General features: G+C 38.4%; 19 protein-coding genes. 13 read left to right on the plus strand and 6 right to left on the minus strand.

Annotated elements, in window-relative coordinates:
• Positions 1–5 precede the first annotated feature (5 nt).
• The 3 genes from araA to BKM32_RS12400 are packed head-to-tail and all read left to right on the plus strand — an operon-like array spanning position 6 to position 4,337.
• Entirely contained in the window at positions 6–1,496 is a 1,491-nt protein-coding gene (araA, locus tag BKM32_RS12390; protein ID WP_076664086.1) for an L-arabinose isomerase, read from the plus strand.
• A 33-nt stretch (positions 1,497–1,529) separates the two neighbouring features.
• Positions 1,530–2,708: an aldose epimerase family protein gene (locus BKM32_RS12395; RefSeq protein WP_076664087.1), complete on the plus strand. Its 1,179-nt coding sequence runs from the start codon at positions 1,530–1,532 to the stop codon at positions 2,706–2,708.
• Between the two features lie 9 nt (positions 2,709–2,717).
• Entirely contained in the window at positions 2,718–4,337 is a 1,620-nt protein-coding gene (locus tag BKM32_RS12400) for a sodium:solute symporter (RefSeq protein WP_053975825.1), read from the plus strand.
• 63 nt (positions 4,338–4,400) lie between these two features.
• Here BKM32_RS12400 and BKM32_RS12405 read toward each other — a convergent pair whose 3' ends face one another.
• Positions 4,401–6,317 (minus strand): glycoside hydrolase family 97 protein, encoded by a 1,917-nt coding sequence (locus tag BKM32_RS12405; RefSeq protein WP_076664088.1) that lies wholly within the window; start codon positions 6,315–6,317, stop codon positions 4,401–4,403.
• A 201-nt stretch (positions 6,318–6,518) separates the two neighbouring features.
• On the opposite strand from BKM32_RS12405, the gene BKM32_RS12410 reads away from it, so the two are divergent.
• The 9 genes from BKM32_RS12410 (at position 6,519) to BKM32_RS12450 (ending at position 17,742) form a co-directional block, all read left to right on the plus strand.
• The gene (locus tag BKM32_RS12410) at positions 6,519–7,052 is read left to right on the plus strand and encodes a YSC84-related protein (RefSeq protein WP_076664089.1); all 534 of its coding nucleotides are present in this window, start codon (positions 6,519–6,521) and stop codon (positions 7,050–7,052) included.
• A 135-nt stretch (positions 7,053–7,187) separates the two neighbouring features.
• Positions 7,188–8,432 (plus strand): PAS domain-containing sensor histidine kinase, encoded by a 1,245-nt coding sequence (locus BKM32_RS12415; protein ID WP_076664090.1) that lies wholly within the window; start codon positions 7,188–7,190, stop codon positions 8,430–8,432.
• Positions 8,429–9,484: a response regulator gene (locus BKM32_RS12420; protein WP_053975821.1), complete on the plus strand. Its 1,056-nt coding sequence runs from the start codon at positions 8,429–8,431 to the stop codon at positions 9,482–9,484. Before BKM32_RS12415 ends, BKM32_RS12420 begins: the two co-directional genes overlap by 4 nt.
• Positions 9,485–9,566: 82 nt before the next feature.
• Complete coding sequence (locus BKM32_RS12425) at positions 9,567–10,406, plus strand: universal stress protein (protein WP_076664091.1); 840 nt, start codon at positions 9,567–9,569, stop codon at positions 10,404–10,406.
• Between the two features lie 117 nt (positions 10,407–10,523).
• Positions 10,524–11,885 carry an oxygen-independent coproporphyrinogen III oxidase gene (gene hemN, locus BKM32_RS12430; RefSeq protein ID WP_076664466.1) on the plus strand — a complete coding sequence of 454 codons (1,362 nt, stop codon included), beginning with the start codon at positions 10,524–10,526 and terminating at the stop codon, positions 11,883–11,885.
• Between the two features lie 201 nt (positions 11,886–12,086).
• Positions 12,087–12,671, plus strand: coding sequence for a YceI family protein (locus BKM32_RS12435; protein WP_076664092.1), 585 nt, complete (start codon positions 12,087–12,089; stop codon positions 12,669–12,671).
• A gap of 38 nt (positions 12,672–12,709) precedes the next feature.
• On the plus strand, positions 12,710–13,990 hold the full coding sequence (locus BKM32_RS12440; protein ID WP_076664093.1) for a hypothetical protein: 1,281 nt from the start codon (positions 12,710–12,712) through the stop codon (positions 13,988–13,990).
• A 458-nt stretch (positions 13,991–14,448) separates the two neighbouring features.
• Positions 14,449–16,542 (plus strand): phosphate acetyltransferase, encoded by a 2,094-nt coding sequence (gene pta, locus BKM32_RS12445; RefSeq protein WP_076664094.1) that lies wholly within the window; start codon positions 14,449–14,451, stop codon positions 16,540–16,542.
• Between the two features lie 15 nt (positions 16,543–16,557).
• Positions 16,558–17,742: an acetate/propionate family kinase gene (locus tag BKM32_RS12450; RefSeq protein ID WP_076664095.1), complete on the plus strand. Its 1,185-nt coding sequence runs from the start codon at positions 16,558–16,560 to the stop codon at positions 17,740–17,742.
• A 40-nt stretch (positions 17,743–17,782) separates the two neighbouring features.
• Here the strand turns inward: BKM32_RS12450 and BKM32_RS12455 are convergent, their stop codons facing one another.
• The 5 genes from BKM32_RS12455 to BKM32_RS12480 form a co-directional block, all read right to left on the minus strand.
• Complete coding sequence (locus BKM32_RS12455) at positions 17,783–20,200, minus strand: protein-disulfide reductase DsbD (RefSeq protein WP_083702188.1); 2,418 nt, start codon at positions 20,198–20,200, stop codon at positions 17,783–17,785.
• A gap of 191 nt (positions 20,201–20,391) precedes the next feature.
• Positions 20,392–20,796, minus strand: coding sequence for a rhodanese-like domain-containing protein (locus BKM32_RS12465; RefSeq protein ID WP_076664096.1), 405 nt, complete (start codon positions 20,794–20,796; stop codon positions 20,392–20,394).
• Positions 20,797–20,806: 10 nt separating this feature from the next.
• Positions 20,807–21,124 carry a rhodanese-like domain-containing protein gene (locus BKM32_RS12470; protein ID WP_053975813.1) on the minus strand — a complete coding sequence of 106 codons (318 nt, stop codon included), beginning with the start codon at positions 21,122–21,124 and terminating at the stop codon, positions 20,807–20,809.
• Between the two features lie 105 nt (positions 21,125–21,229).
• On the minus strand, positions 21,230–21,841 hold the full coding sequence (locus BKM32_RS12475) for a thioredoxin family protein (RefSeq protein WP_076664097.1): 612 nt from the start codon (positions 21,839–21,841) through the stop codon (positions 21,230–21,232).
• A 5-nt stretch (positions 21,842–21,846) separates the two neighbouring features.
• Positions 21,847–22,371 carry a TlpA disulfide reductase family protein gene (locus tag BKM32_RS12480; protein WP_076664098.1) on the minus strand — a complete coding sequence of 175 codons (525 nt, stop codon included), beginning with the start codon at positions 22,369–22,371 and terminating at the stop codon, positions 21,847–21,849.
• 309 nt (positions 22,372–22,680) lie between these two features.
• Between BKM32_RS12480 and BKM32_RS12485 the strand changes: the two genes are divergently transcribed.
• Entirely contained in the window at positions 22,681–24,084 is a 1,404-nt protein-coding gene (locus tag BKM32_RS12485; RefSeq protein WP_076664099.1) for an anthranilate synthase component I family protein, read from the plus strand.
• Positions 24,085–24,102: the final 18 nt, after the last annotated feature.

Genomic DNA, 24,102 nt, shown 5'->3' on the forward strand with positions numbered 1-24,102 from the left:
CAATTATGATTGATATATCACAAAAGGAAGTTTGGTTCATCACAGGAAGCCAACATCTATACGGCCCAGAAACATTGGAGCAAGTGGCCAAAAACTCTTCGGAAATTGTTGAAGCTTTGAACGCATCTCAGCAAATTCCTGTAAAAGTAGTTTTCAAGCCAACGGTAAAGACTACCGAAGAAATTTATGAAACCTTAACCGCAGCTAATCAGGAGGCTAACTGTATTGGGATTATTACTTGGATGCATACGTTTTCACCAGCTAAAATGTGGATTCGTGGGTTAACGGCACTTCAAAAACCTTTGTGTCACTTACATACGCAATTCAACAGAGACATTCCTTGGGATTCCATCGATATGGATTTTATGAACTTGAACCAAGCGGCCCACGGTGACCGTGAGTTTGGATTTATAGTAAGCAGATTGCGTAAAAACAGAAAAGTAGTGGTTGGTCACTGGTCTCAAGAATCTGTTCAAAAGAAAATTGGAGATTGGACTCGTGTTGCTGCAGGATGGGACGATTGGCAAGGTGCTAAGTTTGCTCGTTTTGGAGACAACATGCGTTTTGTTGCTGTAACTGATGGCGATAAAGTAGAAGCGGAAACTAAATTTGGTTTTTCAGTGAACACTTATGCTGTTGGTGATTTAGTAGAAGTTATCAACGGTGTATCTGATGAAGCTATCGCTGAATTGGTTAAGGAATATGAAAGTTCTTATAACATGGTTGATTCCTTGTTGGAAGGCGGAGAGTACAGACAGTCTTTAATTGAAGCAGCTCGTATTGAATTAGGACTTGAGAAGTTCCTGGTTGATGGTGGGTTTAAAGGATTCACCGATACGTTTGAAGATTTACACGGAATGGTACAATTGCCAGGTATTGCTGTACAACGTTTGATGCAAAAGGGATATTCCTTCGCAGGAGAAGGTGACTGGAAAACGGCTGCTTTGGTACGTGCTATGAAGGTTATGGGAGCTGGATTGGAAGGTGGAAATGCCTTTATGGAAGACTACACTTACCACCTAGATCCTAAAGAACCTAGAATTTTAGGATCGCACATGTTGGAAGTAGATCCTGTATTGGCGGCTTCAAGACCTTCTTGTGAAGTACATCCTTTAGGAATTGGAGGAAAAGCAGATCCTGTACGTTTGGTATTTAATGGTAGAGCAGGCGATTCTTTGGTTGCTGGTTTAATGGACTTTGGAAACCGTTTCAGATTGTTGATCAACAAAACAGTTGGTGAAGAAGTGAAAGAAGCCTTGCCTAAATTGCCTGTAGCAAGAATTATGTGGAAACCATTACCAGATTTCGAAACTGCATGTACGGCTTGGATTTTAGGAGGTGGAGCCCACCATACTTGTTACAGTGAAAATGTATCGGTTGAGCAATTGGAAGATTTTGCCGAAATTGCGGGCATAGAATCTTTGGTGATTGATGAACATACAACCATCAGGGATTTTAAAAATACCATACATACCAATGAGGCCTACTATAGATAATAGTAGGTTAGGACTAACTAAAATTAATTAAACATGAAGATTCTAAAACGTTCCTTGTTTTATGCACTAATGTTGCTGTTAACCTTGAGCAATATTCAGTGTAAAAATGAAAAAAAGGAAGAATCAGAAACAACAATTCCAGTGAAAGAGAAATTAACAATTGATAAGGAAATATTTGGCACGATGCCAGATGGTCAAGAGGTAGAGAAATTCACCTTGAAGAACCATAACGGGGTAGAAATGCAGGTAATAACTTATGGAGGAAGGATTACTTCCCTTAAAATACCTAATAAGCAAGGAGCGTTTGAGAATGTCATACTTGGGTTTGATAAGCTAGAGGATTACTTGGCGGATAACCCATTCTTTGGTGCGTTGATCGGACGCTACGGAAACCGAATTGCCAAAGGAAAATTTACTTTGGATGATAAGGAATATAGCTTGGCAACCAACGATGGACCAAACCACTTGCATGGTGGTGTGGATGGTTTTGACCGCGTAGTTTGGAAAGCCGAAGCTATCGAAGGCGAAGAGGATTCAACGTTGAGATTGAATTATTTGAGCAAGAATGGAGAAGAAGGTTATCCAGGAGATTTGAACGTGACCGTAACGTATGTGTTGACCAAAGACAATGAGTTGAAGGTTTCGTATAAAGCCACTACCAACAAAACTACGGTGGTGAATTTAACCCAGCACAGTTACTTTAACCTGTCTGGAGATTTTTCAAAATCTATTTTAGACCATGAAGTGGTATTGGATGCAGATGCATTTTTACCAGTAGATGCTACCTTGATTCCAACAGGAGAAATCAGAAGCGTGGAAGGAACACCTTTCGATTTCAGAACGGCAAAAACTGTAGGAAAAGATATTGAAGCAGATAATGAGCAATTGACTTTAGGAAAAGGTTACGATCATTGTTGGATATTGAACGGAGAAGCTGGAAGCTTGAGAAAAGTAGGTTCTGCTTTTGATGCTACTAGTGGACGTTTTATGGAAGTATTTACCGATGAACCTGGAATGCAATTCTACACCGGGAACTTTTTGGATGGCACTTTGCCAATGCCAGATGGTGGGACTTATGGACATAGAACAGGGTTTTGTTTAGAAACACAACATTATCCAGATTCTCCTAATCAGCCAGAGTTTCCTTCTACGGTTTTACAACCAAAAGAAACCTATACAACGACGACCATTTATAAATTTTCAACTAAATAAGAAGAGCAAATGAAGACTTTAGATACTTTAGATTGGATATTTATTGGGGTATATTTTCTGGTATTGGTAGGAATTGCCGTTTGGATCATCAGAAAAAAACAAAATAATACAGAAGACTATTTCCTCGCGGGAAGAAATGTGGGATGGTTTGTGGTTGGAGCGTCTATTTTTGCCTCCAATATCGGGTCAGAACACGTTGTAGGATTGGCGGGAGCCGGAGCAGGAAATAAATTACCAATGCTTATTTACGAGATTCAGGCCTGGGTGGTATTGATTCTCGGTTGGGTATTCTTACCATTTTATGCCAGAAGTGGTGTGTTTACCATGCCTGAGTTCTTGGAAAAACGTTTCGATTCGCGTTCACGTTGGATCTTGTCCATTTTCTCCATTGCAGCTTATGTACTTACCAAAATTTCGGTAACCATTTACGCAGGAGGTGTGGTAGTGTCCGCTTTATTAGGAATTGATTTCTGGACTGGAGCTTTGGCTACGGTAATCTTAACAGGATTGTATACCGTTGTAGGAGGAATGCGTGCGGTAGTATATACTGAAACCCTACAAGCAATTGTATTGGTAGTAGGTGCTGCAGCATTGACCTTTATTGGTTTGGACCACGTAGGTGGTTGGGAGAGTATGGCCGAAACGGTTTCTCCTGAGTACTTGAACATGTGGAGACCAGCTACAGATCCTGATTTCCCATGGCCAACCTTGTTTATTACAAGTACCATTGTAGGGATTTGGTATTGGTGTACCGACCAATATATCGTTCAAAGAACCTTGACTGCTAAAAACATTAAGGAAGGAAGACGAGGAACTATTTTTGGAGCTTTGTTAAAGTTGCTTCCTGTATTCTTGTTCTTGGTTCCAGGGATTATTGCCTTGGCATTAAAAATGAGAGGAGAGTTACATTGGGATACCCCAGATCAGGCCTTCCCTGTATTGATGAGTAATTTGTTGCCTTCTGGTTTAAGAGGATTGGTTGCAGCAGGACTTTTGGCAGCATTGATGAGTTCTTTGGCTTCGGTGTTCAACTCTTGTTCTACCTTATTTACGGTTGATATCTATAAGAAATTAAGACCGAATACACCTGAAAAGAAATTGGTGCAAACAGGACAAATTGCAACGGTGTTTATCGTAATCATCGGAATTATTTGGATTCCTATTATGGCCAATATTTCTGGAGTATTGTATGAATATTTACAAAGTGTACAGTCCTATATTGCGCCTCCAATTACAGCGGTATTTTTATTGGGAATCTTCTCAAAGAGAATCAACGGAACGGGAGCTTATGTTACTTTAGTCGTAGGATTGATAGTAGCAGCCATTAGAATTGTATTGGAATTGGTAAAAGGTTCGCTTGATCCAAACGGAGTATTGTTCTTCTTGGGAGACATGAACTTCTTGACCTTTGGTGCATGGTTCTTCTTATTCTGTGTATTATTGATCATTACAGTAAGCTTCTTGAGTAAAGCACCGTCAGAAGAAAAAGTGGCCAACCTTACGTTCTCTACAATTTCTGAAGAAGAAAAAGCCAACAACAAAAGCAGTTATAGCTGGGTAGATATCTTTATTTCTATCGTAGTTATTATTATTGTTATTGGAGTGATGGTATTCTTCAATGGAAAATAAAACATAAAGTGTTATACGAAAAAAGCGGGCCTTGGCCCGCTTTTTTTATAGGTGATGTTGAGGTTAAAACTTCATTACAAATCCACCGTAAGGTTGTACTTCTACAGTTTTTACAGTAGCTGCATTTACGGGTTCCAATACAAATTTATCATCTTCATCAGCAATCATGGTTCCGTTACCTTCTCCAATAAAAGAAAGGTCCATTTCTAAAGTTTTGGCTTTGTCTTCTCCATTGATGCCAACTACATACCAATTCCCGTTGTACTTTCTTGCCATTACGACATCTTTTCCTGGGAATCCGGACACAAATTTACTGCTGTCCCAATTTACTGGAATATCGTTTAGGAAGTCTACGATATAGTCTGGTTGCTTTTTCATGCCTTCTGGAATTTCTGCCATATGTTGCACCCCTGATGTAAATAGAATAGGCAACGCTAACTCAAAAGTGTTCGTCGTCTTTCTGTTGATGTTGGTAATGGAATCCAGTACCATTGGAGTGAAATCCATTGGGTCAAATACATTTCTGGTAAAAGGTAACATTGTACAGTGGTTAGGCTGTAAATCGGCGTTTTTTTGGTCGAAGGTTACAAATTCTTCCCCCATAATGGATTCCATCGTCATTAAGTGAGGGTAGGTACGTTGCCAACCTCTAGGCAGTGTACAACCGTGGAAATTCACCAAAAGCTTGTATTGGGCGGCATCTTTAAGGATGTCATGGTAATACGCAATCATGGATTGCCCATCGCCTCCAAAGAAATCAATCTTAACACCAGAAACCCCTAAATCCACTAACTTTTGAAATTCAGCTGCACGGTTGTCATGAGTAAGCAGTTTACTTTTTGGAGTATAAGGTGTCTCATTCCAATCTCCTGAAGAGTTATACCAAACCAATATTTTAACACCTTTAGAATTGGCATATTCGGCTAATTCCTTGATTTTCTCATTACCTATTTTTTGGTCCCAATTCACATCGATAAGGCAGTAAGGCCAATTCATGGAAGCAGAATAATCGATGAACTTTTTTGTAGTTTCATAAGTAATAAAATCATCTTTCAACAAAACCCAACTCCAAGAGGCAAGCCCTCCTTTTATAAATGATGTGTCCATATCCATAGCAGGCTTGGCAAGGTCGGTTCCCAAGGTGCTTTCGGTAACTGTGGCAAGATCGCCAATGGCAAGGATGCGCCAAGGAGTTTCCCAAGGTAATTTGGATTCTGGGTTAAGGGCACCGCCTGGGAAGAACTCTTCTTTTTGTGGAAATACCACTTGCAGCGACTTTTTGTCGTCCTTATACTGTAAATGGGTACCACAGTAATTAGGTTCCAAAGCAGTTTCTGAAATCAATACCCAAGTATTATTGCTATTGAAAAGTGCAGGGTATACCCAGCCTTCTCCAATCTCCGATTTGGTGTTGATAGCTACATTTTGATAGTAGTGTTCTTCGTAGGAAGGATTGGTGCTGCTCCAGCCAGTTTTAGCTTTGGACATAGGTTGTACCCAAGCTTTGGCTGACGTTGGGAAGTTGTAAGTAGTCAGTTCTTCCGTGATTTTTTTAATGTCTTCAGAAGTGTTTGGGAATATATATTTAAAGGCAATCCCATCATCTGAGAGATTAAAGACAATTTGCATAGGTTGTCCATTTTCGTTTTCAAGGTCAACGGTGTATTGGTTGGCCTCATAGCTCATATGCTTTTGCTTGCCGTGAAGCATGCTATACTTATCCGAAACTTTTGTTGCTTCGGAAATGCCCTTTAAGGTCATGTTGTTGAAAAAGTTGGCATCCTCGCGCACAAGCCCCAAACTTGAAGAGTCAATCACTAATTCGGTCTTGTCATACACTAGGTAGTATGGCTGCTTGTGGGCGTTTAGGCCAACTTCAACGGATATGTTATTTGAGGGGTTGGACAGTAGTTTTTGCGTTTCCTTTTTGGAACAGGAAACACTTATAATTGCAATAAGTAGTAGGGTTAATTTTTTCATTTTAAATGTTAATTAGACACTTTAAAAGTACTAAATATCTATGGTTTTTACTGTCGATTTTAGGCTAGAAAGGATCTGGTTTTTGCAACTGTTTGTGACAGAGAAGGTTTGTTAAAAATAAAATGCTGTCAATTTCAAAAAGTCATTGGTTTTTGGTAAATTAACTATCTGTTAATTAATTGTTTAAACCGTAAAAAGACTATGAGACATTTTAAAAAATTAATGGTATTCCTTTTGGTAGGGAATCTGGCGTTGACACTGTCCGCACAATCAAGTAAAGATCAAAAAATAATCGAGGAAGCCGATAAGGCGGTTGCAACCTTATTGGAAGTGAATCCAGGATTACGTGAGTATTTCGACAAATCGGCTGGCTGTGTGGTATTTCCCAATGTAGGGAAAGGTGGGCTTATTATTGGCGGGGCTTCAGGTAATGGTGTATTGTATGAATATGGCCATAAAAAGGGAATGGCAAGTGTAAAGGAAATCAGTGTGGGGGCTCAAATTGGAGGGCAGGCCTTAATAGAGGTGATCTTTTTTGAAACCAAGGAGGAAGTTGATAAGTTTAAGGAAAGTAAATTTGAATTTGACGCAGGTATTTCGGCAATAGCACTAACAGAAGGGAAAAGTATGGATATGAAATACAAGGATGGCGTAGCGGTGTTTACACACACCAAGGGAGGTTTGATGGCCGAAGTGTCTGTTGGAGGTCAGAAATTTAAATACAAATCATTCTAAAAAGATGTATTCAAGACGTTATAAAGGGCCTTTTAAAAAGGTCTTTTTTTGTGGGGCATTTTGGGCAAGTTAATTGAATTATTACTAGCTTCTTCAAAACTCTTTCGTACATTAGGTGCTTCGTAATGCGTTGCCATGTTAAAAAGAGAAAATGATGTTTTTCAGCTCCTTTTTGAATCTGTTTCGGAGGGAGTTGTTGTTGTAAACCAAAATCACAAAATAATTGCTACGAATACTTCTGCCGAAAGAATGTTTGGCTATGAACATGATGAACTCTTGGAGCAGCCGTTGTCAATTCTTCTTCCTAAAGCTAATCAACACGGTCATGAGAAAAAAGTAAGCATGTTTATTGCTGAAGACAGGTCTCGACAAATGGGGAAAGGTATGGATCTGTTCGCATTGAGAAAGGACGGAAAGCTCTTTCCGGTGGAAATTGGTTTGAATATTATAGAACTTCATGGCGAAAAGATTGTCATGGCCATCATTAGTGATATTTCCATAAGAAAGCAGCACGAGAAGGAGATTCTGGACTTGAATGCCGAGTTGGAGCAAAAAGTAGCCAAGAGAACACAGGACTTAAGTGATTCGGTAGAGGAGCTTCAACTGCTGAATTTGGAATTAAGAAAGGAAAATGAAAAGCGCTTGGAAGCCGAAAGAAAGGTGAAAAAGGCCCTTAAAAAGGAAAAGGAACTCAACGATTTAAAGACCAAATTCCTCTCCTTGGTATCGCATGAATTTAAAACGCCGCTAAGTGGTATTTTAACCTCTACCATGCTGTTGAGCAAATATAAACTGGAGGAGCAGCAGGAAAAGCGCGATAAGCAAATAGGCAACATCACCAATAAAGTACATTACCTTAATAACATTCTTACAGACTTCCTTTCCATAGAAAAATTGGAAACAGGGAATATCAGCTATCAGGTAAGCACTTTTAAGTTGAGTAAAGTGGTGAACGAAGTAGTGTATGACTGTAATATGCTATTAAAAGAAGGTCAGAACATCATTTACCCAGAAGATATTGATGACATCAGTCTTACCCAAGATGAAAAAATTGTAGAATTGGGATTGTCCAATTTAGTACGTAATGCCATCAAATATTCTCCAGAAAATTCTACCATCAAAATCGTGATCAAGCAGAAAAAGGACGATACCATTTTTAAGGTGATTGATGAAGGTATGGGGATTCCTAAAAAAGATCAGAAAAACATATTCAAACGTTACTTTAGGGCAGAAAATGTATTGCTGGTAGAAGGTACCGGAATTGGACTGAATATTGTGAAAAGTCACTTGAAAAATTTGGGCGGGAACCTTACCTTTGACAGCAAAGAAAATCAGGGGACAACCTTTATCATGTCGATCCCAAATAAAATTGAAATATGAAGAAAATACTGTTGATTGAAGATGATACCATGCTTAGGGAAAATACCGCCGAATTATTAGAACTTTCTGGGTATACGGTAAATACGGCTCCTAATGGTAAACAGGCAATTGAACATATAAAAGAGGACCTTCCAAACATTGTGATATGCGATATTATGATGCCCGAGCTTGATGGTTATGGGGTGTTGGAAGCCTTATCCAAAGATGAAGCAACAAAGTATATTCCTTTCATATTTTTATCTGCTAAAACAGAGCGTAAGGACGTTAGAAAAGGGATGGAACTGGGTGCCGACGATTATATCCCAAAACCTTTTCAGGAAGACGAGCTTATCAATGCCATAGAAAGCAGGTTGGCCAAGTCTGAAATTTTAAAAGACCAACGCGCTACCAATGATGTTGCTGTGGAAGAAGCTGATGTTGATGAATTGGAAACCCTAAACGACCTTAAAAACTTTTTTGATGACAATGGCGAAGTGCTGTGTTTTCAGAAAGGGGACACCATTTATGAGGAAGGCCAAAATTCAAACTTCATTTATTTAATCACTAAGGGATCTGTAAAAAGTCATAAACTGGACGAGTTAGGCAAAGACCTTACCACAGCACTTTACAATGAAGATGATTTGTTTGGTTACGCTTCTTTTTCGCAGGACAGACCTTATCAGGAAACTGCTACGGCCATTGTAGATACCCAAGTGGCTTGTATTTCAAAGAAAACCCTCAAGGAGTTGTTGGATCACAATCACAAAATTGCCTTGGAATTAATGCAATTGCTTACCAACGATATTTTGGGGATCAAGGATCAATTGCTGCAAATGGCCTATAGTTCCGTAAACAAAAAGACGGCTACGACCATTATTAAATTTGCCGAAAAACTGAACCACGATACCAATAAGGCCATTACAATTTCGAGAAGTGATTTGGCTAGTGTGGCTGGAATTGCACCGGAAACTTTAATAAGAACGCTTTCCAATTTTAAGAAACAAGGCATTATAGAAATCAAAGGTAAAAACATCCGAATCCTAGATTTGGAGCGGCTTCAGGACATGCATTAGCATTTGTTTCCTTTGAGGGTATGATTTAAATCATATTTTTAGTTTCACTTTCAAATTACTTTTGTGTAAGAAAGTGTGAACAATGAAAAATATACTATTACCAACAGATTTTTCAGAAAATTCATTGAACTCTATAAGATACGCCCTTAAGTTTTATGAAGGGGAAACTTGTGAGTTCTTTTTGCTGCATATAATTGTGTTGAAAAATGGTATGTCCAATTTGTCGGCAGCAGAACTTTCTGCCCATCAGGAAAAGGTACTTGCAAAATTGGAGCAGCTGCGTCAAACTTTGGAACAAGAGTTACCACAAGGGCATCACTTCACATTACACATTTTGACAGACTATAACTTTTTTGTGGAATCCATCCGCAATCAGGTGAAAACTCAAAAAATAGATGTCATTGTTATTGGTACCAAAGGTGCCAATGAATTTAAGAATGCGGGAATAGGAACCCATACCCACGAAATCATTACCAAGGTAAAATGTAATGCTTTGGTGGTACCTGAACATGCCAAGTTTAAAGATTGCAAGGAAATTGTCTTTCCAACGGATTTTTCCATGATTTATAATGATGATACCTTAAAGTCTATAGGTGCTATTTTAAAGCGCTTCGACACTAATTTTAGGGTATTGCATGTATGTAAAAAGGACAGTGAACTCTTCCCAGATCAAGTAAAAAACAAAACCTACTTAGAAGCTTTTTTGAAATATTTTCATCATAGTTTCAATTTCTTCAATGATAAAAAATTGGAGGCAGCCATTCAGTCTTTTGTAGAGGATCAAGGGGTAGATTTAATTGCCTTGGTAGCAAAAAACCTTAACTATATGCAACGCTTGTTGTTTCAGCCAAGTGTTAAGAAACTAACCTATTTAACGAATATTCCATTTTTGGTGTTCCATGAACACCGGCCAACCAAATAGCTTTTTTTATTGCATGAAAACCAATTGTCTCCTATTGGAGATGGTTGGTTTTTAAACTGATATATGTCATATGCAAATGATGGCATACATTTTATTTTTGGCAAAAATTATATTGAAATGAATTGTAACCTAGTCAATAAATATAACGTTCCAGGACCTCGATATACCAGTTATCCAACGGTACCATTTTGGGATGTGGATTCCTTTTCTTTGGAACAGTGGAAAGCCTCCTTAAAAACATCCTTTGTTGAAAGTAAGGAAGAGGGCATTAGTCTTTACATCCACCTGCCTTATTGCGAAAGTTTATGCACTTTCTGTGGTTGCAATAAACGTATTACCAAACGTCATGATGTAGAGAAACCTTATATAGATTATGTTTTACGTGAATGGGCGCTGTATTGTGAAATTTTGCCTGAAAGACCTAGTATTAAAGAGCTGCATTTAGGTGGAGGAACCCCTACTTTTTTCTCACCAGAGCATTTGCAGCTACTTATCCAAGGTATTCTGGAGAATGCAGATTTGGCAGAAGGTTATGAATTCAGTTTTGAAGGACATCCTAACAATACTACGGAAGCACATTTACAGACCTTGTATGATTTAGGATTCCGAAGAGTGAGTTTTGGGGTTCAGGATTATAATGAAAAAGTACAAAAGGCCATTCACCGTGTGCAACCTTTTGAAAATGTAAAGAGAGTCACCGAATTGGCAAGAGCGATTGGATATACTTCGGTTGGACATGACATTATTTTTGGACTGCCATTCCAGGAGATGCCACATATTGAAACAACCATAGCATACACAAAAGCCTTAAAGCCAGATCGCATTGCCTTTTATGGCTATGCCCACACACCGTGGATTAAAGGGAATGGTCAACGAGGATTTAATGAAGAAGATTTGCCTTCGGCAGAAAGTAGACGCCAACAATACGAAAACGGAAAAGCCTTGTTGGAGCAGGTAGGTTATATGGAGATTGGTATGGACCACTTTGCCCTGCCTACAGATTCTATGTATACAGCTATGAAAACTGATCAGTTGCATAGAAACTTTATGGGCTATACGGCTTCAAAAACCCAAATGATGATTGGTTTGGGAGTTTCCGCTATTGGAGATAGTTGGTATGCTTTTGCCCAAAATGCCAAAGATATTGAAACCTACAAACAGTTGATAGATGAAGGATTGATCCCTGTATTTAGAGGTCACATATTAAATGAGGAAGATTTAATCATCAGAAAACATATTTTAGGATTGATGTGCCAATTCAAAACGTCTTGGGAAAATGAGGGAACATACTTTGAGAGTTTGCCAGAAGTAGTGTCTCAACTGGAAGAAATGCAACAGGACGGCCTTATTGAAATAGGGGATCACGCTATTAAGATTACAGAAAAGGGTGTGCCATTTGTGCGGAATGTATGCATGGCTTTTGATGTGAAACTTCAAAAAAAGAGTTCGGGAAAACCTATATTTTCCATGACTATTTAAATGAAAATCGCCTTTGGGCGATTTTTTTATTTTCTTCTTTTTAATTCAAAAGAATTTTCCATTCTTGCGAACCCTTGTAGTAAAAATTTTACATGGCTCAAATTGCTTATTGTCAGTTGTTTATGTCAGTGTATGATTATCGTCATATTTTAATTCTTACATCGGTTGCATCTTTGTACCATAATTAAAAACAAAACGGATATGAAAACGCTTAACAAAATGAACATCGCTCTTAGTGTACTGGCACTTCTGTTCATTTCGTCTACGGCCTCTTTTGCACAACAGTTCAAGTTGAACAACCAAAGTTCTACTTTGGTGGTGAAAGGAACCTCAAGCTTGCACGATTGGGAGGAGACTGCAGAAACTCAAAAAGGGAGTTTGGACATTGCAACAACAGATGGCCTTACAATCAATAGTCTTAAAATTGAAATCGAGGCAGAAAGCTTGAAGAGTGGAAAGTCTGCAATGGACAAGAACACTTATAAAGCCTTAAACACTGGAAAATATAAGTACATCACTTTTGAGCTTTTAAACACCAAAAGTGTTCAGGATCTAGGAAATGGAAAATATAAAGTGGCCGCCGAAGGAAACTTGACCATTTCAGGAGCCAGCAATAAAGTGACCTTGGATTTCGAGTTAACGCTAAAAGGAAATCAAGCAACGCTTAAAGGTAGTAAGGATATTAAAATGACCGACTTTAAAGTTGAACCTCCAACAGCAATGTTTGGTGCAGTAACCACTGGAGATGCGCTTACCATAGAATTTAATACCATCATGATAAACTAAATAAAAACAACAAAATCTAACGCAAAAAAAATTAAAACATGAAATCAATTTTTACAAATTCAGTAGTGGCAGTAATGTTAATCGGAGGACTTAACGGTTTTGCCCAAAAAAATAATAGAAGTTTAGACAATTATAGAGAGCCAGATAAAAACGGGGTTAATGTATTCGAAGATGTGAAGGATACTATTTCAACTTTCGATGGTCTTAGAGTAAGAGTAGGTGGATCTTTCGCCTTACAATTCCAAGGTTTGGATCATGAAGCTTCAGGAGTAGATGTAGATGGAAACCCTCTTGCTTTAGCAGAATTAGGAAGCAACTTTAACCTAGCGACAGCAAACTTAGATTTGGACGTGGCACTTGCAGATGGGGTACGTATGCACTTAAGAACTTATTTGAGTTCTAGACATCACCCAGAACCATATGTAAAAGGGGGATATTTCCAAATTGACAAATTAGACTTCATCAAAGAAGGACTTTTGGAAGACCTAATGAAACACACCACTATTAGAATTGGGCACATGGAAAACAACTACGGTGATGCTCACTTTAGAAGAAGTGATAACGCGCAAGCTATCTACAACCCATTTGTTGGAAACTTGATCATGGATGCCTTCACTACAGAAGTAGGCGCTGAACTTTACTATACTCACAGTGGATTCCTTGGAATGGTAGGTTTCTCTAACGGTAAATTGAACCAATCTACAGTGAAAAACGATGCTAACGGAGCTTCTTTCTTAGCAAAAGTAGGATATGACAGCCAAGTTACAGATGATTTGAGATTACGTTTAACAGGATCTCTTTACAACACAGGTAGCGTTGCAAGTTCTTACCTATACAGTGCAGACCGTACAGGATCTAGATACTACCACGTAATGCAAGCAGAAGGAGCTGATGACAACTTCAGATCTGGACGTTACAATCCAAACTTTGGTAACAAAGTAACAGCTTTCATGATCAACCCATTCGTGAAATATGGAGGATTGGAGTTCTTTGGAACTATTGAAATTGCTAACGGTAGACGTAATTCTGAAGCTGAAAGAAGAAGTGCTAACCAATACGCTGGAGAGTTAATCTACAGATTTGGACGCAACGAAAACTTCTACGTAGGTGGTCGTTACAACATGGTGAGTGCTGAAGAAAGAACTGGTGAGGATGTAGATATTTCAAGATTCAATTTAGCAGCAGGTTGGTTCATGACAAACAACATTCTTGTAAAAGCTGAGTACGTAAACCAAACTTATGATGGGTACGCAGTAGACAACATCTTACACGATGGTCAATTCGATGGACTAATGATGGAAGCCGTAATTAGCTTCTAAATTATAAAAGAGCTGCTTAATATGTTGTATTAAGTTAGTGTTGATTGATGGATAAGGCCTCATTTAAAATACTAAATGGGGCCTTTGTTTTTAATCAATTTAAAAAGAGCCAACAATCTTTTAAATTTAATTGTAGTGTCACCCATCTTTGGGTTTTGGATTGGAAAATAATCCTTAAATTCGTAGTTAACTATTTTTATTACAGATGTTTAAGGTGGGTTTTGAGTCAAGTGGGCTCAATTTAGCCAGAGTATTCAATAGAATGGGAGGTAATAAAGTAGTTTATGTAAATTCGCACCCCGATTACCAAAAACAGCTACAAAGCCAAATTGCACTAAAAGATATTGGTAAATAACACGAAATCTTTTTCGATATTGATCTTAAAGATTTCAATTCATAAAATAACAAGGAATCTCAGTTATGCGATTCTTTAAATTACTAACCAAAAGTAAACAACCATGAACAAAGGACTTTATATTGCAACCTTGGAGACCAATAGTGGTAAGTCAATCGTGTCCTTGGGACTTATGCAGGCGCTTTTAGGAAAAACTCCCAAAGTAGCATATTTCAGACCCATTATAAGTAATCAGGAGGAGGGTGTTAAGGACAACCATATAGATACAATTCTTACATATTTTAATTTAGACATCCCTTATGAAGATGCCTACGCCTTAACCCGTCAAGAGATCATTCAGAACCGAAATGCTGGGAAAATAGGCGAGTCCTTGGATATCATTATCAAGAAGTACAAGGAACTCGAAGACCAATATGATTTTGTGTTGGTAGAAGGTAGCGATTTTGTTGGAGAAGGCAGTGTGTTTGAATTTGACTGGAACGTTAATATTGCTAAAAATCTGGGTTTACCTACCGTAATTGTGAGCAGTGGGGTAGGGAAAACTTTAGAGAAGTTTATTGGCAGTTTAGAAATGGCCTATAAAACGTTTAAAAGTCAAGATGTGGAAATTTTGGCACTGATAGCCAATAAAATCCAACCAGAAAATACCAAGTTACTTCAAAAATCTATCAAGTCATTTATTCCGGAGGAAGTGGAGGTACTTACCATCCCGTTGGTGGATACTTTGGCATTTCCAACCTTAACCGAAATTACAGATGCCTTGGAAGGAAAGGTGTTGTTTGGAGCAGAGCATATGGGCAACCAATCGGGGAATTTTGCCGTGGGAGCTATGCAGCTTCGCAATTTCCTGACACATATTAAGGAGGGAAGTTTGCTAATCATGCCAGGGGACCGTGCCGATTTGATTTTGGGATCCTTACAGGCCCATTTGTCGAGCAACTATCCAAATATTTCAGGAATCGTCCTTACAGGAGGTTTGATGCCAGAAGAGCCTATTTTAAAATTGATCGATGGACTTTCCAATGTGGTGCCTATCGTGTCTGTGAACAAAGGTACTTTTGAGGTGACCCAAAGAATAGGTAGTATTAAATCTAATATTTATGCCGAAAGCAAAGAGAAAATACTAACCTCGATAGCTACCTTCCAGAAAAATGTTGCTATAGATGACATATTCGAGAAATTGACGGCTTTTGAAACCAAGGTGATGACACCTCGAATGTTTCAGTATAAATTGATTCAGAAGGCTAGAAAGGAGAAAAAATGCATCGTACTTCCAGAAGCGACAGATTCACGTATCCTTACGGCAGCGGCAAGACTCTCATTGTTGGATTTGGTAGACTTGGTATTGTTGGGTAATAAGAAGGAAATCAAAACCAAGATCGATGAATTGGGATTGAACATGGATGCTTCCAAAATCCAGATTATTGAACCTGCCAAATATGAAAAGTTTGAGGATTATGTAGAAACCTTCTACGAATTGCGCAAACACAAAAAAGTAAACATGGACATGGCTAGGGATATGATGTGTGATCTGTCCTATTTTGGTACCATGATGATTTATAAAGGCGACGCCGATGGTATGGTGTCTGGAGCCATCCATACCACGCAACATACCATTCGTCCCGCACTTCAGTTCATTAAAACCAAACCGGGTTGTTCCATTGTATCGTCTATATTCTTTATGTGTTTGGATGATAGAGTATCCATTTTTGGGGACTGTGCCATCAATCCAAACCCAAATGCCGAACAATTGGCCGAAATTGCAATTTCTTCTGCAAGAAGTAGTGAGGCCTTTGGTATTGAGCCAAAAGTAGCCATGTTATCTTATTCTTCTGGATCTTCTGGTAAAGGTGAAGATGTTGATGTGGTAAGGGAAGCCACCCAAATAGTAAAACAACAGTGTCCAGATTTGAAGGTGGAAGGGCCAATTCAATATGATGCCGCGGTAGACCCTGTGGTTGGAAAAAGCAAAATGCCAGATTCGGAAGTGGCAGGACAGGCCACAGTGTTGATTTTTCCAGATTTGAATACAGGAAACAATACCTATAAAGCGGTTCAGCGTGAAACTGGCGCTTTGGCCATCGGACCAATGTTGCAGGGACTCAATAAACCCGTAAACGATTTAAGTAGAGGTTGTACCATAGACGATGTGTTCAACACCGTGATTTTAACAGCCATTCAGGCCCAAGGCCTATAATTTTTAGACTATTATATGAAAACACTTGTAATAAATTCAGGAAGTTCTTCTATTAAATTCCAATTGATTGAAATGCCTTCAGAAACTGTCGTTGCCTCTGGTTTGGTGGAGCGCATTGGTTTGGATGTGGGGGCAATTGTTTATAAAAAAGGTACTGAGGGGATTACCCTAAACATACCGGTTTCGGACCATGCTTTCGGTTTGTCCGAAGTAGCCAAATTGCTAATGGATCCTAAAAAAGGTGTCATTTCCAACGTAGATGAAATTGATATAGTTGGTCACCGTATTGTGCATGGCGGAAAGGATTTTTCGGATACTATCGAAATTGATGAGAAGGTGAAAAACAAAATCAAAAGTTTGTTTTCTTTGGCGCCTTTGCACAATCCTCCAAATTACGAAGGTGTTTTGGTAGCTGAGCGTATTTTTCCAAATGCCAAACAAGTAGCAGTGTTTGATACGGCATTTCACCAATCGTTGCCTAAAAAAGTATACAAGTATGCTATTGAAAACAAGTATTTGGATCAAGGAATTCGAGTGTATGGATTCCATGGAATTTCGCATAAATACGTATCGGAGCAGGCAGTTGAGTTTTTAGGAAATCCAAGTGCTAAGATCATCACCATCCATTTAGGAAATGGCTGTAGTATGACAGCGGTTCATGAAGGTAAAAGTTTGGATCATACTTTAGGATTTGGACCTAACGAAGGTTTGATTATGGGGACAAGGAGCGGTTCCATAGATCAATCGGTTATTTTTTACTTGATGAATAAGTATGGTTATTCCAAAGAAGAAATGTCAGACATTTTATCTAAAAAGAGTGGGATGTTGGGCTTAACAGGATTCAGTGACTTACGTGAGATAGAAGCAGAAGCAGAGAAAGGAAATGAAGAATGCTTATTGGCATTGGAAATGAACGCTTACCGTATTAAGAAGTTTATAGGCGCTTATGCCGCTGCATTGAATGGTTTGGATGCCATTGTATTTACAGCAGGAATTGGCGAGAATAGTGACGTGTTGAGAGGTTTGATATGTGAGGATATGGAGTTTTTGGGAATTAAATTGAATACAGAATTGAATGCCATTAGGTCTAAGGATTCCAGAGATATCAGCACACCAGATTCTAAGGTGAGGGTTTTGGTAATCCCAACCAATGAAGAGCTGGAAATTGCCAAAGAGAGTTATGAGTTAGTTGCTGAGTAAAAGGCATAAAAAAACCTCCCAATCGGGAGGTTTTTTGTTGTTATTCGGTTTTGAAATTGTTCAAACCATTTTCTAACCAAGTGTGATATTCTTCGGCGTCTGGAGTGTAACCAACAGGTGTGTTTAAATTGTCTCCGTTGTGGTCCATCAACACATAGAAAGGTTGTGTATTGGTCTTGTATTTAATGGTTTGGAATTCACTCCATTTTTGTCCAATATACTTTAATTGTTTTCCTGGTTTCAATTGCGATTCCATTACTTCTCCTTTAGGTAGCGGACGCTTGTCATCTACATATAATGAAATTAGTACCACGTCGTTTTTCAAAATGTTTAAGATGTTGTCTTTAACCCAAACATTTTGTTCCATTTTACGGCAATTTACGCAAGCCCATCCCGTAAAGTCAAGCATCACTGGTTTTCCAACTTGTTTTGCATAAGCCAATCCTTTGTCGTAATCGTTAAAAGCTAAAATTTGATGAGGGGCCAATAAATGGGCACCGTCAGGAAGGTCCTCGTGACTTGCAGAAGCAGCGGCTCCGCCACCTTTTGAATTTCCAACGCCGTATGGAGACTCACTATAATCTAATGGAGGAGGGAAGGCGCTGATTAAATTTAAAGGCGCTCCCCAAAGTCCAGGAATCATATAAATAGTGAACGACAATACTAAAAGTCCTAAACTCAATCTTCCAACAGAAATATGTGAAATAGGCGAATCGTGCGGTAATTGGATTTTTCCGAATAGGTAAAAAGCCAAGGCTCCAAAAATAGCAATCCAAATAGCTATAAATACTTCTCGTTCTAAGAAGTGTGTTTGTAATACCAAGTCGGCATTGGATAAGAATTTGAATGCAAGAGCTAATTCTAAAAATCCTAGAACAACCTTAACCGTGTTTAACCATCCTCCAGATTTAGGCAAGGAGTTTAACCATCCTGGGAATGCTGCAAACAAGGCAAAAGGTAAGGCTATGGCCAAAGAGAATCCTAACATTCCAACAATTGGTCCTACTTGACTTCCTCCAGCTGCAGCTTGTACTAATAAGGTTCCAACAATTGGTCCCGTACAAGAAAAGGACACGATAGCTAAGGCTAGAGCCATAAAAAAGATACCGATCATCCCGCCTCTATCGGCTTGTGAATCTACTTTGTTGGCCCATGAGTTAGGAAGCAATATTTCGAAAGCTCCCAAAAAGGAGGCCGCAAAAACCAACAATAAGATAAAGAATATGAGGTTGAACCATACGTTTGTAGATAGGGCATTAAGGGCATCGGCTCCAAATATTAAACTTACCAAAATCCCTAAAAGCACATAGATTACGATAATTGAAACACCATAAATAACAGCATTTCTGATTCCTGCAGCTTTACTTTTACTTTGTTTTGTAAAAAAGCTTACGGTCATTGGAATCATAGGGAATACGCAAGGAGTGAGCAAGGCGGCAAAACCAGAAAGGAAGGCTACAAAGAAAATTCCCAAAAGGCCTTTTTCATCTTCGGTGGATGTTTCACTAATCTCGGCAGAGTTGTCAACTGAAGCAGCTGCACTTTTCGACAAGTCGAAATTTAAATCTACATAAGTAGGGGCAGTACACTGCGTGTTATTGCAGGACATAAACTCTACTTCTGCAGTTACGGTTTTTAAAGTATTGTCTAATACTTTGATGCGTTGTCTAAATTCAGTAGTGTTTTCAAAGAATTTAATTTCCATATTGAAAACAGGGTCATTTACCGTCTGGCCATCTGCTTCTGTTGTATTACCAATAACTTGATAAGTGGCATCTTCATAGTACATGAAAGTGGTTGCGATAGGACCGTCATCAGGAACTTTTTGTGAGTAAAGATGCCAACCATTATCAATGGTGGCTTTGGACACTAAGTTGTATTCGGTATCAGAAACTTTTTCAACAGCAGTCGTCCATTTTACGGGTTCAATGATGTTGGAGTTTGCTGCGGCATTGTCTTCAGTTTTGTTAAAGACTGCTCCATCTTCGGCTGCTGCCGCTACACTTTTTGTAAGGTCGAAAGTTAAATCAACAAAGTTAGGAGGTAGACAGCGTTCGTCGTCACAAACCATAAATTCTACTTCCCCTTTTACTAAAGATAATTCGGAATTTAAAATTTTAATACGTTGCCTAAATTCGGCATGGTATTCAAAAAACTTAATCTCCATTTGGAAGACAGGGTCATCTACAACATGTCCCTCTTCTTCAAGGGTTTCTTTAATTAGTTCGAAATCGGTGGTTTTGTTGTAAGAAAAAGTGGTGGCTATAGGGCCATTTTCCGGAACATTTTGTGAGTAAAGGTGCCATCCCTTATCAATGGTGGCTTTGGAAATTAAATAATACTCAGTTTCGGAAATTTTTTCAACAGCAGTAGACCATTTTACAGGTTCAAGAACTTGTGCTTTAGTAGCGCTAATGGACAGGATTAAAAAAAATAAGCTTGATAAAAATTTCTTCATTAGGTAACATAATTTTAAAAAATCTGCAAAACATAAGTAGTTTTAGAGATAATTGTAAGATTGTCGGCAAATTTAAAAGAACTTATCTTATAAACCCATAAACGATTCTTAAAATTCACTTTAAAAAAGGACTTAATCACAACAAAAAAGCCGAACTTGAATGTTCGGCTTTTTTGTTGTTTTAAAGTATTTTATGATTTTGTGTCAATATCGAGTCCGTCGTGTTTCCATTTTGAAAATCCACCGTCCAAATCGTAGATTTTTACAAATCCAGCTTCCTTAAGTTTTTCGGAGCATTCAGCGCTTCTCTTGCCTGTTCGGCAATAGAGAATCACAGGTTTGCTTTTGTCCAATTTGGAAATATCCTCATCAAAAGTAGGGGAGTTGAAATCTATATTTTGTGATTCGGGGATGTATCCTTCATTATGTTCTTCTGAAGAACGTACATCGATAAGCTGAACATCTTCTAATTCCAAAAGCGTTTGCATTTCCTCGGGTGTCACCAAGTTGATTTCACCATCGCTTTTGGAATCTAATCCACAACTTGTGGAAAGAACCATCAAGGCCAAACTTAAGATGATTAGAAAATGTTTCATAAATATTGTTTTAGAGGGACGCTACGTCTCCAGTCCATTCGCTGAAACCTCCCAATAAATTGTTGGTTTTTTCAAAACCCAATTGGTTCATAATGGCACAAGCTTGACCGCTTCTATTTCCAGATCTGCAATACACATAATAGGTTTTACTTTTGTCCAAGTTTTCCAGTTCATAGATGAATCCTTGTCCTTTGTAGATGTCTATATGTATTGCATTAGGGATAATGCCTTCTTCGTCAACTTCGTCTTGGGTTCTAACGTCCAATACCACAGCGTTATTGTCTTGGGATAGCTGTTCAGCCCATTCTTCTTGTGTTAAATCTGCCATTCTTTTGTATTTTTAGAACTACAAAATTAACTTTTCTTTACCATATAGACGAAAAAAAATCCGAAGTGTTACACTCCGGATTCTTATTTTTAAGGATGTTAGGTCTTAAATCTTGATAGAGCACCCAATGGCCTTTGTGTGTGGTTCCTTGATGTCTTTACCTTGTAAAAGGGCGTCAACGGCATTTTCTACATATTTGGTGTTAACGGCAGAAGCATCTTGGTAGTTATCATCAATGGCTCCAATATATTTAACTTGGTTCCCTTTATTGGTTTTTTGAAGCACATACACATGAGGTGTTTTTGTCGCTCCATATTGAGGGAAAATCTCTTGGTTTTTATCTATCAAATAAGGGAACGTAAAGCCTTTTTCTTGAGCTCTTACTTTCATGGCTTCCAGGTTATCTCCTGGTTTAATGTCTGTGTTGTTTGGCATGATGGCAATAACGGGATATCCTTTTTGTGCGTATTTTTTATTCAAATCGTTGATGCGGTCTTCATAGGCAACTGCATACGGGCAAGTGTTACATGTAAAGACCACGATGAATCCTTTGGCATCACTGTAATCGGATAAGGAAATCATTCTTCCATCAATATTTTCCAGTTTAAAATCTGTTGCCATGTCTCCCACGCTATACCCAGGTTCTGTTGTAACAGAAGTGAAGGCCGAAAGAGTTAAAATGGCAACAAAGGCAAATAAAAGTTTCATTGTTTTCATAATAATTAGTTTATAAAGTGTTGAAGTTCGGATTCAAGTTCGCTATAATCAAATGATTTTTCAAAAAACTTTCGATCCTTGGCGTTGAAGATTAAGGTAGCAGGCAAAGCACCAGTCCAAGTGTCGCTTACTTTTGGGATCCAAGAGTTAGAATCTGGGTCATTTAAGGCAACGACCTTAGATTGCAATTGATTCTTTTCTATAAAAGGAATCAATTTTGACTCATATTGATTCGGAAAATCAAGGCTTATTAAAATGACTTCCACATTCTTGTCTTTAAAGTTAGTTCCCAATTGTTCAAAATAGGGAAGCTCTTTTACACAAGGGGCACACCAAGTAGCCCAAAAATTCACTACATAGGTTTTATCATCATTGGAAGTAAGGTAAGGTTGAATACCATCAAAATTATGCACTTCTAGAGCATATGGCTGTTTTTCAACTATGTTGTTTTCGGCAATCGGCTCCTTGGATTTGTTGTTTTGACAAGAGAATATTCCAAGTAGGGCAATAAAAACTAGAATCTTTTTCATTAGCTAAAGTTATAAAGTGTATCTGTAGGAATTAATTTTTTAACATAAAATTAAGGACAAGAAAAGGAAGGCTGATGAGGTATTTTCTCTCTGAAAATTATTTTTTGAGAAAAAATTTGAAAAACAGGAGAACATTTATATCTTTGAAACTCAATAAACAAACAATGCAAACAATTTTAAATAATACATGGTGGTGGAGTTCCCGAAATCAAATTTTCGTGAATTAGACCCTATTGTATATTTAAATTTCAATATAAAGGCTTGTCGTTCACGACAGGCCTTTTTTTATATCATGAATTATCCAACATTATGAAAACCTTTAGTCTCTATACACATTACAAGAAAATCTTGGCAGATACCATTACGCCGGTATCAGTGTATCTCAAAATACGAGATCAATATCCCAATAGTATTTTGTTGGAAAGTAGCGATTACCATACCAGCGACAATAGTTTTTCTTATATCTGCTGTAATCCTATTGCAACGTTTAAGGTGGAGGATAATGTGATAACCCACACCTTTCCGGACGGCAGTGTATTGGTTAACAAAATCAAGCAGAATACAGAGGTGATAGAGAAGATTCATAAGTTTACACATCGTTTCAAGGTGCATTCCAATCATCAATTTAAGTTTATCAATAATGGGGTATTTGGATATATGGGCTATGATGCGGTGCGGTTTTTTGAAGATATCGAGATTTCAAAAAAGGAGGATTGTTTGGGAATTCCCGATATTTTTTATGCCGTTTACCAAAATATCATTGCTATCAACCACTATAAAAATGAGGCCTATATTTTTGCCCATTGTTTCGAAGCTGAAAATAATATTGATGAAATCCATCAACTCATACAATCCAAAAACTATACTGTTTTCAATTTTTCGAAGGAAGGAGAACCAGCATCCAATCTTTCCGACGAAGAATATATGGCCAATGTGGAACTGGCGAAACAGCATTGCGCTAGAGGAGATGTGTTTCAATTGGTACTGTCTAAAAAATTCTCACAGCATTTTAAGGGAGATGAATTCAATGTGTACAGAGCGTTACGAAGCATTAATCCTTCGCCGTATCTGTTTTACTTCGATTATGGCGATTTTAAAATTTTTGGAAGTTCGCCCGAGGCACACTTGGTAGTAAAGGATGGTCGGACGGAAATTCATCCCATTGCAGGTACCTTTAAGCGCACTGGGAATGATGAGGAAGATGCTCAATTGGCGAAGCAATTGGCCAATGATATTAAGGAAAACAGTGAGCATGTGATGCTTGTTGATTTGGCGCGCAACGATTTGAGTCGGCACGGAAGTGATGTTAAGGTGGAAACTTATAGGGAAATTCAGTTTTTTTCACATGTCATCCATTTGGTAAGCAAGGTTATTGGAGAAAAGCACGCTTATACCCAAACCATGCAAATTGTGGCTGATACCTTTCCTGCAGGTACGCTTACGGGTGCACCCAAACATATGGCCATGCAGTTAATCGAGAAATACGAAAAAACAAGCCGGGAGTTTTACGGTGGTGCGATTGGGTTTATGGACTTTGATGGGAATTTTAACCATGCCATTATGATTCGCACCTTTGTGAGCAAGGATCATGTATTGCATTGGCAAGCAGGTGCAGGGCTGGTTTCCAAATCTGTTCCAGAAACCGAACTGCAGGAAGTTTATAACAAGTTGGGAGCTTTAAACAAGGCGCTTGAACTTGCAGAAAATATATAGGAATTAAAAAAGGATATT

The sequence above is a fragment of the Mangrovimonas sp. DI 80 genome, from assembly GCF_001975575.1.
GTDB lineage: Bacteria > Bacteroidota > Bacteroidia > Flavobacteriales > Flavobacteriaceae > Mangrovimonas_A > Mangrovimonas_A xylaniphaga.

Coding starts and splice junctions, on each gene's coding strand:
- araA (WP_076664086.1), top strand. CDS start 6: ATGATTGATATATCACAAAAGGAAGTTTGGTTCATCACAGGAAGCCAA.
- BKM32_RS12395 (WP_076664087.1), top strand. CDS start 1,530: ATGAAGATTCTAAAACGTTCCTTGTTTTATGCACTAATGTTGCTGTTA.
- BKM32_RS12400 (WP_053975825.1), top strand. CDS start 2,718: ATGAAGACTTTAGATACTTTAGATTGGATATTTATTGGGGTATATTTT.
- BKM32_RS12405 (WP_076664088.1), bottom strand. CDS start 6,317: ATGAAAAAATTAACCCTACTACTTATTGCAATTATAAGTGTTTCCTGT.
- BKM32_RS12410 (WP_076664089.1), top strand. CDS start 6,519: ATGAGACATTTTAAAAAATTAATGGTATTCCTTTTGGTAGGGAATCTG.
- BKM32_RS12415 (WP_076664090.1), top strand. CDS start 7,188: ATGTTAAAAAGAGAAAATGATGTTTTTCAGCTCCTTTTTGAATCTGTT.
- BKM32_RS12420 (WP_053975821.1), top strand. CDS start 8,429: ATGAAGAAAATACTGTTGATTGAAGATGATACCATGCTTAGGGAAAAT.
- BKM32_RS12425 (WP_076664091.1), top strand. CDS start 9,567: ATGAAAAATATACTATTACCAACAGATTTTTCAGAAAATTCATTGAAC.
- hemN (WP_076664466.1), top strand. CDS start 10,524: ATGAATTGTAACCTAGTCAATAAATATAACGTTCCAGGACCTCGATAT.
- BKM32_RS12435 (WP_076664092.1), top strand. CDS start 12,087: ATGAAAACGCTTAACAAAATGAACATCGCTCTTAGTGTACTGGCACTT.
- BKM32_RS12440 (WP_076664093.1), top strand. CDS start 12,710: ATGAAATCAATTTTTACAAATTCAGTAGTGGCAGTAATGTTAATCGGA.
- pta (WP_076664094.1), top strand. CDS start 14,449: ATGAACAAAGGACTTTATATTGCAACCTTGGAGACCAATAGTGGTAAG.
- BKM32_RS12450 (WP_076664095.1), top strand. CDS start 16,558: ATGAAAACACTTGTAATAAATTCAGGAAGTTCTTCTATTAAATTCCAA.
- BKM32_RS12455 (WP_083702188.1), bottom strand. CDS start 20,200: ATGAAGAAATTTTTATCAAGCTTATTTTTTTTAATCCTGTCCATTAGC.
- BKM32_RS12465 (WP_076664096.1), bottom strand. CDS start 20,796: ATGAAACATTTTCTAATCATCTTAAGTTTGGCCTTGATGGTTCTTTCC.
- BKM32_RS12470 (WP_053975813.1), bottom strand. CDS start 21,124: ATGGCAGATTTAACACAAGAAGAATGGGCTGAACAGCTATCCCAAGAC.
- BKM32_RS12475 (WP_076664097.1), bottom strand. CDS start 21,841: ATGAAAACAATGAAACTTTTATTTGCCTTTGTTGCCATTTTAACTCTT.
- BKM32_RS12480 (WP_076664098.1), bottom strand. CDS start 22,371: ATGAAAAAGATTCTAGTTTTTATTGCCCTACTTGGAATATTCTCTTGT.
- BKM32_RS12485 (WP_076664099.1), top strand. CDS start 22,681: ATGAAAACCTTTAGTCTCTATACACATTACAAGAAAATCTTGGCAGAT.